This is a genomic window from Corallococcus sp. AS-1-12 (assembly GCF_020036995.1).
In the GTDB taxonomy this organism is placed as follows: Bacteria; Myxococcota; Myxococcia; order Myxococcales; family Myxococcaceae; genus Corallococcus.
The window spans coordinates 146,984-160,133 of record NZ_JAIQDD010000001.1; the positions used below are offsets into that span (position 1 = coordinate 146,984).

A 13,150-nucleotide genomic window follows, 5' to 3' on the forward strand; every position below is an offset into this window, starting at 1 on the left:
TTCCGGCCGTCGCTTTTCGGCTAGGCTGGTGACCCGGGAGGGGGTCCGAAGGCCGTGCCGATGCTCGTCTACAATCCAGGCCAGCCGGATGAGCTGTCCTACCCGCTGGGGGACGCGCCCATCACCATTGGCCGCGCGGACGACCAGGGCATCTGCATCCCCCACCGCAGCCTGTCCCGCCAGCACGCCCGCATCGAGTCCTCCGACGGGCGCTTCTTCGTCACCGACCTGGGGAGCAAGAACGGCACCTTCGTCAACGGCGTGCAGATCCGCCGCAAGGAGCTGCGCCCCGGCGACACGCTGACCCTGGGCGAGCTCGTCTTCCTGCTCACCCACGAAGCGCCGCCGGCCGCGCCCGCGGGCTCGCCCGGCTCCGGCTCGGCATCCGGTGAACCCCGCCCCCAGCTCACGCGCGCGCTCACCCGCGTGCCGCTGAAGACGCTGGTGCAGGCGGTGTCCGGCTCGGAGCGGTCCGCGGTGGAGCCCCCCGGTACGGCCACGCGCGCCCGCGAGCGGATGCGCATCCTCCAGGAGGTGGCGAAGCTGCTGTCCGTCACGGACGACCTGGAGGCGCTGCCCGGCCGGGTGCTGGACCTGGCGTTTCAAATCCTCCACGTGGAGCGGGGCGCCATCCTGCTCATGGACGAGGGCACCGGGAAGCTGGAGCCGCGCGTGACGAAGACGGCCGAGGGCACGGCCGTGCGCGGGCCCATCTACAGCCAGAACATCGTGGACTTCGTGCTGCGCCGGAGCGTGGCGGCGCTCTTCTCCGACGCGGTGAATGATCCGCGCCTGGGCGCCGCGGAGTCCGTCATCTTCAGCTCCATCCGCGCCTCCATGTGCGTGCCGCTCAAGCCCCGCGACGAGGTGCTGGGCGTGCTGTACGTGGACAACGTCTCCACGCCCAAGAGCTTCTCCGAGGACGACCTGGATTTCCTCGTCGCGTTCGCGGGGCAGGCGGCGCTCGCGCTGGAGAACGCGCGGCTCTACCGCCGCATCGAGCAGGAGACGGTGCAGCGCATGCAGCTCATCATGGACGCGAAGCTGGCCTCGCTCGCGGCGCTGGTGGGCGGCATGGCGCACGAGCTGCGCAACCCGCTCAACTTCATCAGCAACTTCGCCGGCCTCTCCGTGGGGCTCACGGAGGACCTGGCCGGCGTGCTGGAGCCGCAGCGCGAGCGGCTGACCGCGGACTCCGTGCGCGACGTGGACGAGGCGCTCGCGTGCCTGCGCACCAACGTCCAGAAGATCAACGAGCACGGCCGCCGCGCGGACGCGCTCATCCAGAACATGCTCCAGCACGCGCGCCGCTCGCCCGGTCCGCGCGAACCGGTGGAGCTCAACGCCCTGGTCGCGGAGAGCGTCGCGCTGGGGCAGGGCGGCATGCGCGGCGAGCCCCTGTCCGTCCACCTGGACGCCGAGTACGACCCGGCCGTGGGGCGGCTGGAGCTCAGCCGCGCGGACGTGGGCCGCGTCATCATCAACGTCGTGGACAACGCGCTCTACGCCATGCGTCAGAAGCGCCAGACGCAGGGGGCCACGTACGTGCCGGTGCTCAAGGTGCGCACCCTCGCGCGTCAGGAGCAGGTGGAGGTCCGGCTGCGCGACAACGGGCCGGGCATCCCCACGGAGAGCGCGGGAAGAATCTTCGACCCCTTCTTCACCACGAAGCCGCCGGGGCAGGGCACGGGGCTGGGGATGTCACTCAGCCATGACATCATCGTGCAGGGACACCAGGGCACGTTCCGCATGGAGTCGGTGCCAGGGGAGTTCACGGAGTTCGTCATCACCCTGCCCAGGCGGGGGGGACGGTCACCCATGGAGCGAGGCTCGGGAACGCGATGAAGAACCTCATGGACCCCGCGCTGCTGGAAGCCTTCCAGGGCCGGTACGAGCTGCTGTCGGAGCTGGGCGAGGGCGGCTTCGGCCGCGTCTACAAGGCCCGCCAGGTGACCACCGGCCAGAACGTGGCGGTGAAGCTGCTGCGCCTGACGGACGGCGCGACGCCGGAGTCCGTGGAGCGCCGCAGCGCGCGCTTCGAGCGCGAGATGAAGCTGTGCGCGCAGATGCACCACCCGAACATCGTGCGGCTCATCGACTCGGGCCGCGCGCAGGGCGGCGCCGTCTACTCCATCTTCGAGTTCGTGCCGGGCAAGAACCTGGCGCAGGTGCTCGCGGAGGAGGGCGTGCTGGACCCCGTGGAGGCGCGCCACCTGATGCTCCAGTTGCTGGACGCGCTGGCGTGCGCGCACGCGCAGAACGTGGTGCACCGCGACCTGAAGCCCGCGAACATCATGGTCGTGCCCACGGGGGCCCGGCGCAACGCGCTGGTGCTGGACTTCGGCATCGGGTCGGTGACGGACGAGCTTGCCCGGGGGGAGGGCCAGCCGCGCATCACGTCCACCAATGAGTCGCTGGGCACGCCGTCGTACGCGGCGCCGGAGCAGCTCCGCGGGCAGGCGCCCACGCCGCGCTCGGACCTGTACGCGTGGGGGCTGGTGTTCCTGGAGTGCCTCACCGGCCGCCGCGTCTTCGAGGGCGCCACCGTCGCGGAGGTCATCTTCCAGCAGCTCTCCACGGAGCCGGTGCCCATCCCGCCGGCCATCGCCGCGCACCCGCTGGGCAAGCTGCTCCAGCGCGTCACCGCGAAGGACGCGTCCCAGCGCACCGTGTCCGCGGAGGTGCTGCTGCGCCAGTTGGAGGCGGTGGACGTGTCCAACCTGCCGCGCCGGCCCGCGCCCGTGCGCATCCAGCCCGCGGCCCCCAACGCGGAGACGGCGACGGTGGAGCTGTCCAGCCGCACGCCCAACGCCGTGTCCACGCGCTCGCGCCGGTGGGCGGAAGGGGAGCGCCGGCAGTTGACGGTGGTGTGCTGCACGCTGTCCGCGACGCAGACGGCGCCGGGGCCGGTGGACATCGAGGAGTTGGATCACGTGCTGGGGGCCCAGCAGGAGGTCTGCATCGAGATCGCCCGGCGCTACAACGGCCACATCGCCAGCGCGCTGGGCGACATCGTCCTCTTCTACTTCGGCTATCCGGCGGCGCGGGAGGACGACGCGCGGCGCGCGGCGCAGGCGGCGCTGGACATGGTGGCGGAGGTGAAGCGGCGCGGCCGGGCCATCGAGGCGGAGCGCGGCACGCGGGTGGAGATCCGCGTGGGCCTGCACACGGGCCTGGTGGTGTCTCGCGAGCAGCGGGACCCGACGCTCTCCGGCCTGGGCTTCGTGGTGGGCACCACGCCGAAGCTGGCCTTCCGGCTGTCCACCTCCGCGCCCTCGGGCGCCATCCTCCTGACGGGGGACACGCAGCAACTGGTGCGCAAGCACTTCCCGCTGGAGCGCGTGCCCGCGTCCCCGAGCGAGCTGTTGCCCCCGGGGCTGGAGACGTTCGCCCTGCAGGGCGCGGACGCGACGTGGAGCGGCACGGACGACACGCTCACGCTGGTGGGCCGCTCGCGCGAGCTGGACCTGGTGCTGTCGCGCTGGGAGCAGGTGCGCGCGGGGCAGGGGCAGGCGGTGCTCATCACCGGCGAGCCGGGCATCGGCAAGTCGCGCCTCGTGCGCGAGCTGGGAGACCGGCTGGGCGCGGAGCCCCACACGTGGCTGGAGGCCCGCTGCACGCAGGACAGCTCCGGCCAGGCGTATGCCCCCGTGGTGGACCTGCTCACGCGGATGCTGGACCCGAACCGCGACCTGCCGCCAGAGGGCCGGCTGACGGGCCTGGAGGCGCTCCTGTCCGGCTACAGCTTCGAGCTGCCGGAGACGCTGCCCCTGTTCGCGGCGCTGCTGTCCCTGCCGCTGCCGCCGGAGCGCTGGGCGCCGCTGGACGTGTCTCCCATGAAGCACCGGGAGCTCACGCGCAACGCGCTGCTCGCGTTCCTCGCCGCCATGGCGGAGCGGCAGCCCGTGGTGCTGGCGCTGGAGGACCTGCACTGGGCGGACCCGTCCACGCTGGAGCTGCTCAAGGCGCTGGTGGAGGAGGTGTCCTCGTCGCGCCTGCTCGCGCTGTTCAGCGCGCGGCCGGAGCTGGAGCCGCCCTGGGCCGCGTCGTCGGTGACGCAGGTGCAGTTGGGCGCGCTGGCTCGCGCGGAGGTGGAGCGGCTGGCCACCGCCGCCGCGGGAGGCCCGCTCTCCCCGGAGGCGCTGGAGGAGATCGCCACGCGCACGGACGGCATCCCGCTGTTCGTGGAGGAGCTGGTGCGCACGCTGCGCGAGTCCGGCGCGCTGGTGGAGCGCGAGGGGCGCTTCGCGCTGGAGGCCAGCAAGGCGGGGCCGGCGGTGCCGGGCACGCTGCGCGATCTGCTCGTCGCGCGCCTGGACCGGCTGGGCCGCGCGAAGGAGACCGCGCAGATCGCCTCCGTGCTGGGCCGCGAGCTGACGCATGAGCTGCTGCGCCACGTGAGCCCCCTGACGCCCGAGGCGCTGGAGGCGGACCTGGAGCGGCTGGTGGGCTCGGGGCTCCTGCACCGCAAGCGCCGGCCGAAGGGGCCCGTGTACCTCTTCAAGCACGCGCTGGTGCGGGACGCGGCGTACGACTCCATGCTCAAGCGGTACCGCCAGCAGATGCACGCGAAGACGGCGGAGGCGCTGGAGGCGCACTTCCCGGAGCAGGTGGAGTCGCGGCCGGACCTGCTGGCGCACCACTGGGCCGCCGCGAACCTGAAGCGCAAGGCCATCCTCTACGCGCAGAAGGCCGCGTTCGCCGCGCTGGTGCGCTCCGCCTACCTGGAGGCCATCCTCTTCGCCCGGCTGGGCCTGTCATGGCTGGACGCCATCGACGACCCGCTGGAGCGCGCGCAGTTGGAGCTGAGCCTCAACGGCGTGCTCGCGCCGGCGCTGATGTCCACGCAGGGCTGGCGCTCGCAGGACCTGCGCACCGTGGCCGAGCGCTCGCTGGAGCTGCTCTTCACGGTGGGGGAGAGCCCCTACGCGGCCCCGACCCTGTGGGTCCTCTCCATCTACTACCACCTGGGCGGGGATCAGCGCCGGGTGCGCGGCCTGTTGGACCGGCTGGTGGCGCTGGCGCAGCGCAACGGCGACGCGGGCCAGGAGGCGGTGGCGCTCACCATCCTCTCCAACATCGAGCTGCTGGAGGGCCGCCTGGGCGAGGCGAAGGCGAAGGCGGACCGGTGCCTGGCGCTGTTCGACCCGGTGGCGCACCGGATGCACCGCATCCTCTACGGACAGGACACGCGCGTGGGCGGCGAGTCCGTGCTGTGCCGGGGCCTGTGGCTGCTGGGCTTCCCGGACCAGGCGAAGGCGCACGGCGAGGCCGCGGTGGCGTGGGGCCGTGAGCTGAACCACGGCACCAGCATCGGCCTGTCGTTCATCTACCTGCTGCTCATCGCCCAGGAGCACAACGACCGGACGGAGGCGCTCCAGCTCATCGCCCAGCACACGGAGCTGTCCCACCGCTACGGCCTGCTGGAGCAGTCCGCCTACGTGGGCATCCTGCGCGCCTGGGCCGTGAAGGACCTGGAGACGATGCGGCGCAGCGTGGCGCTGCGCGAGGCGTTCGGCACGGAGATGGACCAGCCGGCGTACTACGCCATGCTCGGGGAGCTGGAGCTGGAGCTGGGCCACGTGGAGGCGGCGCTGGCCTCCGTGGAGCGCGGCCGGCAGCGCGCGCAGGCCCTGGGCGAGGCGTACCACGAGTCCAAGCTGCTCCACGTCAAGGGGCGGGTGCTGCTGCAGCGGGATGGAAACACTGCACCCTCCGCGGAGTCGTGCTTCCGGCAGGCGGCGGAGGTGGCGCACGCGCAGGGGGCCCGGATGCGGGAGCTGCAGGCCGTCACCGCCCTGGCGCGGGTGCTCCAGGCATCCGGGAAACAGGAAGAAGCCCGGCAACGGCTGCAAACGGTCTACAGTACCTTCTCCGAAGGATGGGGAACCCCGCCCGTCTCGGAGGCCCGCGCGCTGTTGGATGCGCTGGGAGGAGATCGCTGACATGAGCAAGAAGAAGCCGGAGTCGAAGGCCGCGCCCGCACGGGCCCGTCCGCTGGCGCGCAAGCCCGCGCGGGGCCCGGAGGCCAAGGCCTCGGTGAATGACTGGCAGGCCGTGTGGATGCGCGCCGTCGCGCTGGCGTGGAAGGAGCCCGAGTTCGAGGCGGCCCTCCAGAAGGACCCGCGCGCGGCCCTCAAGAAGCGCTTCGACTTCGACCTGCCCGCCAGCATCCACCTGAAGGTCGTCCCCTCCACCGCGCAGGACGCGGCGACGGACGGCACCTGGAAGGTGAACAACGCGGAGGTGGAGCTGCACCTGCCGAAGAAGCCGGCCGACGTGGCGGACCACGCCGTGGCGCTCTCCAGCCTCACCGACACCTACGGCCGCTCGCACTGCTGCGGCAGCCCCTGCTGCTGAAGCCCGCTCGGGGGGCGCCTCAGCGCTCCTGGGACTCGCCCCCCGACACCGCGAAGGCGCCCACGCTGGCCTCGCCGAAGCCGTCCACGCCCGCCACGCGCTGGAAGAAGTCCGGATCGCTCCGGCCCAGCGCGTAGGGCCTCAAGCCCAGCGCGGTGGACACCAGGTAGAGCGTCTGCACCAGCGCTCCCGTGTCCTGCAGCACCAGCGAGTACGCCAGCGTCTCGTACTTCCACGCGAGCCGGGGCACGCGCGCGGCCACCACCATCAGCACCTCCGGCCGCTCGAAGGGCTCCACCGGCGCGCGGGCCTCGTCCAGCAGCGCGTGGAACTCCGGCGTGGGGCCGCTCAGCTTCTCCAGGCGGTGGCCCAGCGGATCGTAGTGGTAGGCGCCCGGGGCCAGGCCCTGGCACTCGCCCACCAGGGGGTAGAGCTCCAGCGCGTACACCGCGCCCGCGCCGGGGTAGGGCCGGTCGGTGACTTCGCCGTCCTGCGTGGTGCGCACGTCGCGCACGCGCGCGGCGCGGTAGAGCAGCTCACCCAGTTGCTTCACGGTGAGGGGGGCCGCGCCCCGGCCTCGCAGGCTGCGGCGGGCCTCCAGCACCTCCGTGAAGGAGCGGTCGCCGCCCGCGCGCAGCGCCTCCAGGTCCGGCCGGTACAGGTCCACCCCCTCTTCCGTCACGGTGGGCTTGAGGGCGGGCGGGTTGGGCAGCTCCCCCCGGAAGCGGTAGGTGGCCCCCGCGCGCGTCTGGTGGCCCCAGCCGCGCGAGCGCAGGTGGAAGAGCAGGTCGTGCGGCTCCCACTGCTTGAGCGCCGTCTGCGTCTCCTCCGACGCCGGCACGTCCAGCCCGTTGGGGACCAGGATGCCCGTCTCCGCCAGCAGGCGCACCAGCTCGCGCAGCGTGAAGGACTCGATGCCGGTGTTGAACTGGTTGAGCCGCGCCAGCAGCGTGGGGCGGGCCATGTCGAAGAGCAGCGACACCACGCGCCGGTCATGCAGCGCCGCGGTGGCGTGCACCGTGGGGCAGTCCAGCACCGCGCGGCCCTCCGCCATGCGCGTGTGCGCGAAGCGCGACAACTGCAGCGGCTGGGCCGCGTCGAACGTCGCGCGGTGGCGCAGGAAGGACGCGGACGCGGGCGTGAGCGTCAGCAGCAGGTTGCCGCGCTCCTCCACCGTCCAGGACAGCAGGCCGCCGTCCCCGGCCAGGTCCAGCCAGTACCACGCGAGCGTCGTGTCCGTCCCCGCGGCCGCCGGCACCTCCGTCTCGTGGATGCCTCCGTCCGCGAGCGACTCGAAGACGGCGCGCACACCGGGGGCCAGCGGGCCCAACCGCAGTGAGCGGCCAGGGCCCTCCACGCGCGCGTCCTCCGCGTCGGGGCAACGCAGCGCCACACCTTCGGCGAGCGACAATCTCATTCGTGCGGCCTCACGGTTCCACACCGTAGAACCGAGTCGGGTTTTCCCAGAGAACCTTTCGTAGACGACTTTCGGTCATCACGTCACGCAAGGACAGCATCGCACCCAGCACATCCTCGCCGTGGTCCAGATGCGGGAAGTCGCTTCCAAAAACCAATCGGTCCTCCGGGAGGTGGCGCACCACGTCAGACAGGTACGGTTCGTCCGGTTCCACGGAAACGAAGCAGTGTTGGCGCAGGTAGGAGGAAGGGAGCTGTCGGATGGTGGCGGAGACCTCTGCACCCACAGCGCGATATTCCTCATCCAGGCGCCACGCCCAGTATGGCAGCCAGCCGCAGCCGGCCTCCATGGCGCCAATGCGCAGGGCCGGGTGCCGCTCCAGCACGCCCCCCTGGAGCAGCGCGAGCAGCCCCATCATCAGCTCCATGGGGTGGGCGCAGACGTGGTTGGCGAAGCGGGTGTCGAAGCGGTCCGCGCCCGCGGACGGCACGTAGACGTGGCCGCTGCCGTGGAGCACCACCGCGAGTGAGAGCTTCTCGCACTCGGACCAGAAGGGCTCGTAGGCGGCGTCCGACAGGAGCCGGCCGTTGATGGGGTTGGGGCGCACCATCACGGCGCGCCAGCCGAAGCCCGCGACGCGGCGCGCTTCGGCGACCATGGCCTCCGGCTGGTGCCGGCTGATGAGCCCCACGCCGCGCAGGCGCTCCGGGTGGTGCGCGCAGAAGCCGTGCAGCCAGGTGTTGTAGACGGACGCGAAGGCCGTGGCGACGTGGGGCTTCAGCGGGGAGAAGCCCTCCAGCAGCAGCGCGTAGGTGGGGAAGAGGGCCGCCATGTCCACGCCGTCGCGGTCCATCTGGGCCAGGTACACGTCCGGCCGCTGCAGCAGCTCGTTCCGGCCCAACCGCGCGTAGGAGCGCGCGGAGAACTCCAGCCAGGCCTTCTCCGGCATGTGGTTCCACAGCGGCTTGCCGTCCACCTCCGGCAGGGGCAGCACGGGCAGGAGGCCCTGGGGGCCCAGCCGCGCCAGGCGCTCCTCCAGCGACTCGTCCGGGAGGCGTCCCGGGCGGGGCGCGTGCCGGCGCAGGCCGGGCTCCAACTGCTCCGCCCACAGGCTCAGCGGCTCCAGGACGTGCCGGTCCGCGTCGAAGATGTGAAGGCCGTCGCGCATGCGTCAGGGTCCCCAGCTCGCGAGCTCGTCGCGCACGTCCTTGAGCAGCGCCTCCAGCAGGCCGGTGCGGCGCGCCTGGGTGCGCAGGGCCTGCTCCTCCGCGTCCTCCAGCGTGCCCGGCTGTCCGCCCCGCGCCGCCACCGCGCGGTCGCACAGTTCGCGCAGGAACTCGTGGTGCTGCGGCTGGAGCGCCTGGAAGCCCTCGCCCCAGCGGGCGACGAAGTCCACCAGCACGTCGCGCGAGGCCTCCGGCACGTCGCGGCGGTCCGGCAGGTCGCGGCTCAGGCGCACGAAGAGGTCCGGGAACACGTCGCGCATCGCGGTGGCGAAGCCCGGCGGGACGTAGACGGGCTGCGTGTCCGGGACGAGGTCGCCCTGGCGCTCGGCGGCCAGCACCGCGTCGAAGTCCGTGAAGAGGCGCTCGTGGCGGCGGCGCTCGTTCTGGTTTCGCGCGAGGAAGAACACCGCGCGCGGCAGCATCGCCGGGGCGGTGCGGCGCACCTCCGCGAGCGTGTCCCCCAGGGCCTGCCGCTCGGACGGCGTCAGGGCCCAGGCGGTGGTGGACTCGCGCAGGAAGCGGTCGGTGACGGCCTCCGGCCAGGGGGGCTCCTCCACCCGGGGCGGGCGCTGGATGCCGGCGATGAAGCCCCGGATGCGCTCGCAGGCGGCGTCCCAGGTGGACAGCCGCTCCACCAGGTCGCGGAAGCCTTCGAGCAACTGGGGCCGCGTCATGCCCAGGGGCATCACGTTGAGCATGATGGCGCCCCGGTCCTTCGCGTGCGCCTTGCGCGGCGTGGCGAGCCGGCCCTCCGCGCGCAGCCGCGTCCACAGCTTCGTGCCGCGCGGGGCCTGGAGGGGCGCCACCACCACCCAGGGCAGGTGCGTGCGCTGGATGTTCGCGTGCAGCGAGTCGAAGACCGCGGGCGTGTCCTGGTCGAACCCGACGATGAAGCTGCCCCGGGGCCCGATGCCGTGCGCCTGGATGCGCAGGAGGTCTCCCACGAGGTCCGCGCGCACGTTCTGGTGCTTCTGCGCTTCCTTGAGCGCGGCCGTGTCGAAGGACTCGATGCCCAGGACGACGGTGTAGAAGTTGGCGTCCGCCATGCCCTCCAGCAGCCCGGCGTCGCGGCTCAGGTTCATCGTCACCTGGGTGAAGAAGCGCAGCGGCCGGGGCAGGGCGCGGTTGAGGGGCACCAGCCCCGCGAGCACCTCCTTCGCGTACGCCGCGTCGCCGATGAACTCGTCGTCCGCGAAGAAGACGCCCTCCGCTCCGAGCGCCGCGTGGGCGCGCACCTCGTCCAGCACGCGCTCCACCGGCTTGTGCCGCTGCTTGCGGCCGTACAGGTAGATGACGTCGCAGAAGGAGCAGTCGAACGGGCAGCCGCGCGTGGTCTGCACGGAGCCCCACGCGTAGCGCGGGAGGTCCGCCGCGATGGCGTCCCAGCGGGGCAGGGGGCTCTCGCTCAGCGCGGGCTTGTCGAGCTGGCGGTACTCGGGCGCGTACTCGCCCCCGAGCCAGTCCGCGAGGAAGCGCGGCCAGGTGCGCTCCGCCTCGTTGACGAAGAGGGCGTCGAAGAAGCCCCGGTAGTCCTCCGGCGCGGCGGAGATGGCCGGGCCGCCCGCGACCACGGTGGCGCCCCGGTCGCGGAAGTGGCCGCCCAGGAAGCGCGCCTGGTAGGTGAGGGCGGAGTACATCACCGACACGCCGACGATGTCGTAGTCCGGCAGCTCCGTGTCCGCGCGGAGCTGGCCGTGCAGCTCCTCGTCCCAGATGTCCACGGTGAAGGTGTCCGGCGTGAGCGCCGCGAGCGTCGCGCAGGCCAGCGGCGTCATCGTCGCGCGCTTCACCAGGCCTCGCTCGGGGTCGAAGTCCTCCGTCTCCCGGTCCACGTGGCGCCGGTCGGGGCCGCACTGGACGAGCAGGATGCGGGGCTTGGGTTCAGGGGGCGGCGCCATCGCTCAGAAGTAGAAGGGCACGGGGTTGAGCTGCGCTTCTGCCTTGGGGGCCTTCAGCCACCCCATCCGCACGGGGACGTCATACAGCCGGCCGGGGCCCAGCCTCCGCCAGAAGTGGCGCAGCCCCGGGACGATGACCTTCACCGCGGATACGCCCACGTCGGGCCGTGATTGCTCCACCACCAGCGTCTCCAGCCCCACGCTCGCGGCCCGGGCCACGCACTCGCGCACGTCGTCCCGCAGGTCGTGGTGCCACACGCGCGGGAAGTCGTCGCGGACGCGCGCGGGCACCAGGTCGTTGGGGAAGAGCCAGCTCACGTCGCCGTGCGCGCTGGCGTCCCACGGCGACGGGGCCACGTCCTTCGGGTCGTAGCACTGGGCCACCTCCGTGAGGGCGCGCTGCACGGCGAGCTTCGCGTCGAAGTGGCAGCCGCACCCGGCCCAGGCCCGCCCGCGCTCCGGTGACCAAACGAGCGCGGCGAACACCGGGATGCCCAGGTCGTGCGTGAGGTCCAACACCGACAACGTGAGGCCGAGCGACTGGTAGTGCTCGCTCACGGACGCGAACCACGGCTCGTCGAAGGAGCGCAGGTCCAGGCGCGGACGGCGCAGGCGGTTGTACCACCAGAGCGCCACCGCATCGCGCTCCACCAGCTCCAGGAAGCCCTGGAGGATGGCCTCCTCCAGGCAGTTGCCCGCCGCGTTCCCGTTGGAGTTGAAGAGGCAGAAAGGCCCGTCCGCGGACGGGGGCGTGGGCGCGAAGAGGTACGCGAACGCCGTGGGCACGTACCGGGGGACCCCGTGCGTGAGCGACCACGCGGGGCTCCAGTCCATGGGCTCATCCGCGTACGGGCGGGGCACCGCGGTGCGCATGTCGCGCCGGCCCTCGCCGTCGGACCGGGCCTGGAACTGCGCGGCGCTGAAGTGCTGGAGCGCGTCCGGGTGCACGGCCTGCGCGCCCAACTGGGACGCCGTGGCGTGGACGCGGGGCTCGTCGCCCTGGAACACCGCGCTGTAGCGCTCCAGCGCCTCACACAGCGCGCCCGCGCGGGCCTGGGCCTCCGTGCGGCCCTTGCCGCTGGCCACGCGGTGGAAGTCGTCGGAGGCCGGCGCGTCCGTCCACGGGCACACGCGGAAGACGGCGGACTGGATGTGGCCCAGCGGGGCGTCGCCCGGCACCGCGCGCAGGTCGCTCACCACGCCCGTCACCGGGCTGATGAGGTGGCGGTGGCGCTCCCAGGTCTGCTCGGGCGTGAGGATGCGGTGGCCCCCGTCGTCGGTGAAGCGCTTGAAGCGCGAGGCCAGCTCCAGGGGCTTCTTCGCCCGCGCCTCCATCCAGTGGGGGTCGCCGCAGTCCGGGCACTGCGGGCGCTTCGCCACCGCGTGCGACTCCAGCTTCCAGGTGGCGAAGTCCAGCGTCCACAGCCGCGCCTGCCCCGGGCCGGCGGGCCCGTCCACCACCCAGCGGGCCACGAGCGTCGCCGCGAAGGACAGCCCCGCCTTCGCGGTGGTGGGCAGGCCCGTGCGCGGCGGGCGGATGGCGCGCGGCGGGGTGCCCTTGCGCGCGAGGTACTTCTCGATGGGGCGGTTGTCCCACAGCCGCGCCGTGAGGCACGTCCAGCAGGCGCGCTCGCCGGTGCCCACCACCGGGCCCGCGTGGCACGCGGTGCCGGACACCTTCAGCGGGAGGAACGCGGCGCCCGCGCTCCGGGCCTCCCGGGCCAGCGCGAGCGCTTCGGGTGACAGGTAGTCGTCCACCAGCAGCACGCGGCGGTCGGCGTCGTCGCGCACGTCCAGGCCGGTGTCGCGCAGCGCCTCCGCCAGCCCCTCGCCGTCCTCGCCGTCCACCGCGTGCACGGAGACGGACACGTCCAACAGCCGACCGGCCGCGGTGGCCGCGCCCACGCCCATGGACTCCCAGAAGCCGGCGACGCTCTCGTCGAAGACGTCGAGCGCCTCCTCCACGTGCCCGCGCTCCTCCAGCAGCGCCAGCGTGTAGAGCACCTCCGGCGCGGAGGCCCGCCCCGCCAGCGCGGCGATGACGTTCGCCACGGTGCGCTCGCCATCCAGCAGGGGCACGATGCTCGCGTGCAGCTCGCCCTCCAGCAGGAACTGGGCGCGCTCCCCGACGAGGAACACGCGCCGCGCGTCGAGCACCTCGGCGCGCAGGTGGGGCTTGATGCGAAGGACTCGGTCCATGGGCAGGCGGGCGAGCCTACCCGGTAGCCCTCGCTCGTGGATACGACCCG

The 13,150-nt window shown here is 72.9% G+C and carries 7 protein-coding genes; 3 read left to right on the forward strand and 4 right to left on the reverse strand.

Annotated elements, in window-relative coordinates; all coding sequences use genetic code 11:
* Positions 1-60: 60 nt before the first annotated feature.
* From K8556_RS00525 to K8556_RS00535, 3 genes are read left to right on the forward strand one after another with little or no spacing between them, the layout of a single operon-like run.
* Positions 61-1,845 carry an FHA domain-containing protein gene (locus K8556_RS00525; protein ID WP_223738385.1) on the forward strand — a complete coding sequence of 595 codons (1,785 nt, stop codon included), beginning with the start codon at positions 61-63 and terminating at the stop codon, positions 1,843-1,845.
* Positions 1,842-5,945, forward strand: a complete 4,104-nt coding sequence (locus tag K8556_RS00530; protein ID WP_223738059.1) for a TOMM system kinase/cyclase fusion protein — start codon at positions 1,842-1,844, stop codon at positions 5,943-5,945. Before K8556_RS00525 ends, K8556_RS00530 begins: the two co-directional genes overlap by 4 nt.
* Before the next feature lies 1 nt (position 5,946).
* Complete coding sequence (locus tag K8556_RS00535; protein WP_223738060.1) at positions 5,947-6,360, forward strand: BMA_0021/BMA_0022 family TOMM bacteriocin; 414 nt, start codon at positions 5,947-5,949, stop codon at positions 6,358-6,360.
* Between the two features lie 19 nt (positions 6,361-6,379).
* Here the strand turns inward: K8556_RS00535 and K8556_RS00540 are convergent, their stop codons facing one another.
* The 4 genes from K8556_RS00540 to K8556_RS00555 are packed head-to-tail and all read right to left on the reverse strand — an operon-like array spanning position 6,380 to position 13,100.
* Positions 6,380-7,777, reverse strand: a complete 1,398-nt coding sequence (locus tag K8556_RS00540; RefSeq protein ID WP_223738061.1) for a SagB family peptide dehydrogenase — start codon at positions 7,775-7,777, stop codon at positions 6,380-6,382.
* A gap of 10 nt (positions 7,778-7,787) precedes the next feature.
* Complete coding sequence (locus tag K8556_RS00545) at positions 7,788-8,945, reverse strand: amidohydrolase family protein (RefSeq protein ID WP_223738062.1); 1,158 nt, start codon at positions 8,943-8,945, stop codon at positions 7,788-7,790.
* A 3-nt stretch (positions 8,946-8,948) separates the two neighbouring features.
* Complete coding sequence (locus K8556_RS00550) at positions 8,949-10,901, reverse strand: radical SAM protein (protein WP_223738063.1); 1,953 nt, start codon at positions 10,899-10,901, stop codon at positions 8,949-8,951.
* A gap of 3 nt (positions 10,902-10,904) precedes the next feature.
* Positions 10,905-13,100, reverse strand: a complete 2,196-nt coding sequence (locus tag K8556_RS00555; RefSeq protein ID WP_223738064.1) for a TOMM precursor leader peptide-binding protein — start codon at positions 13,098-13,100, stop codon at positions 10,905-10,907.
* Between the last annotated feature and the right edge of the window lie 50 nt (positions 13,101-13,150).

Bases quoted from the DNA above. Each gene is read 5' to 3' on its own strand.
- K8556_RS00525 (WP_223738385.1), top strand. From the start codon at position 61: ATGCTCGTCTACAATCCAGGCCAGCCGGATGAGCTGTCCTACCCGCTG.
- K8556_RS00530 (WP_223738059.1), top strand. From the start codon at position 1,842: ATGAAGAACCTCATGGACCCCGCGCTGCTGGAAGCCTTCCAGGGCCGG.
- K8556_RS00535 (WP_223738060.1), top strand. From the start codon at position 5,947: ATGAGCAAGAAGAAGCCGGAGTCGAAGGCCGCGCCCGCACGGGCCCGT.
- K8556_RS00540 (WP_223738061.1), bottom strand. From the start codon at position 7,777: ATGAGATTGTCGCTCGCCGAAGGTGTGGCGCTGCGTTGCCCCGACGCG.
- K8556_RS00545 (WP_223738062.1), bottom strand. From the start codon at position 8,945: ATGCGCGACGGCCTTCACATCTTCGACGCGGACCGGCACGTCCTGGAG.
- K8556_RS00550 (WP_223738063.1), bottom strand. From the start codon at position 10,901: ATGGCGCCGCCCCCTGAACCCAAGCCCCGCATCCTGCTCGTCCAGTGC.
- K8556_RS00555 (WP_223738064.1), bottom strand. From the start codon at position 13,100: ATGGACCGAGTCCTTCGCATCAAGCCCCACCTGCGCGCCGAGGTGCTC.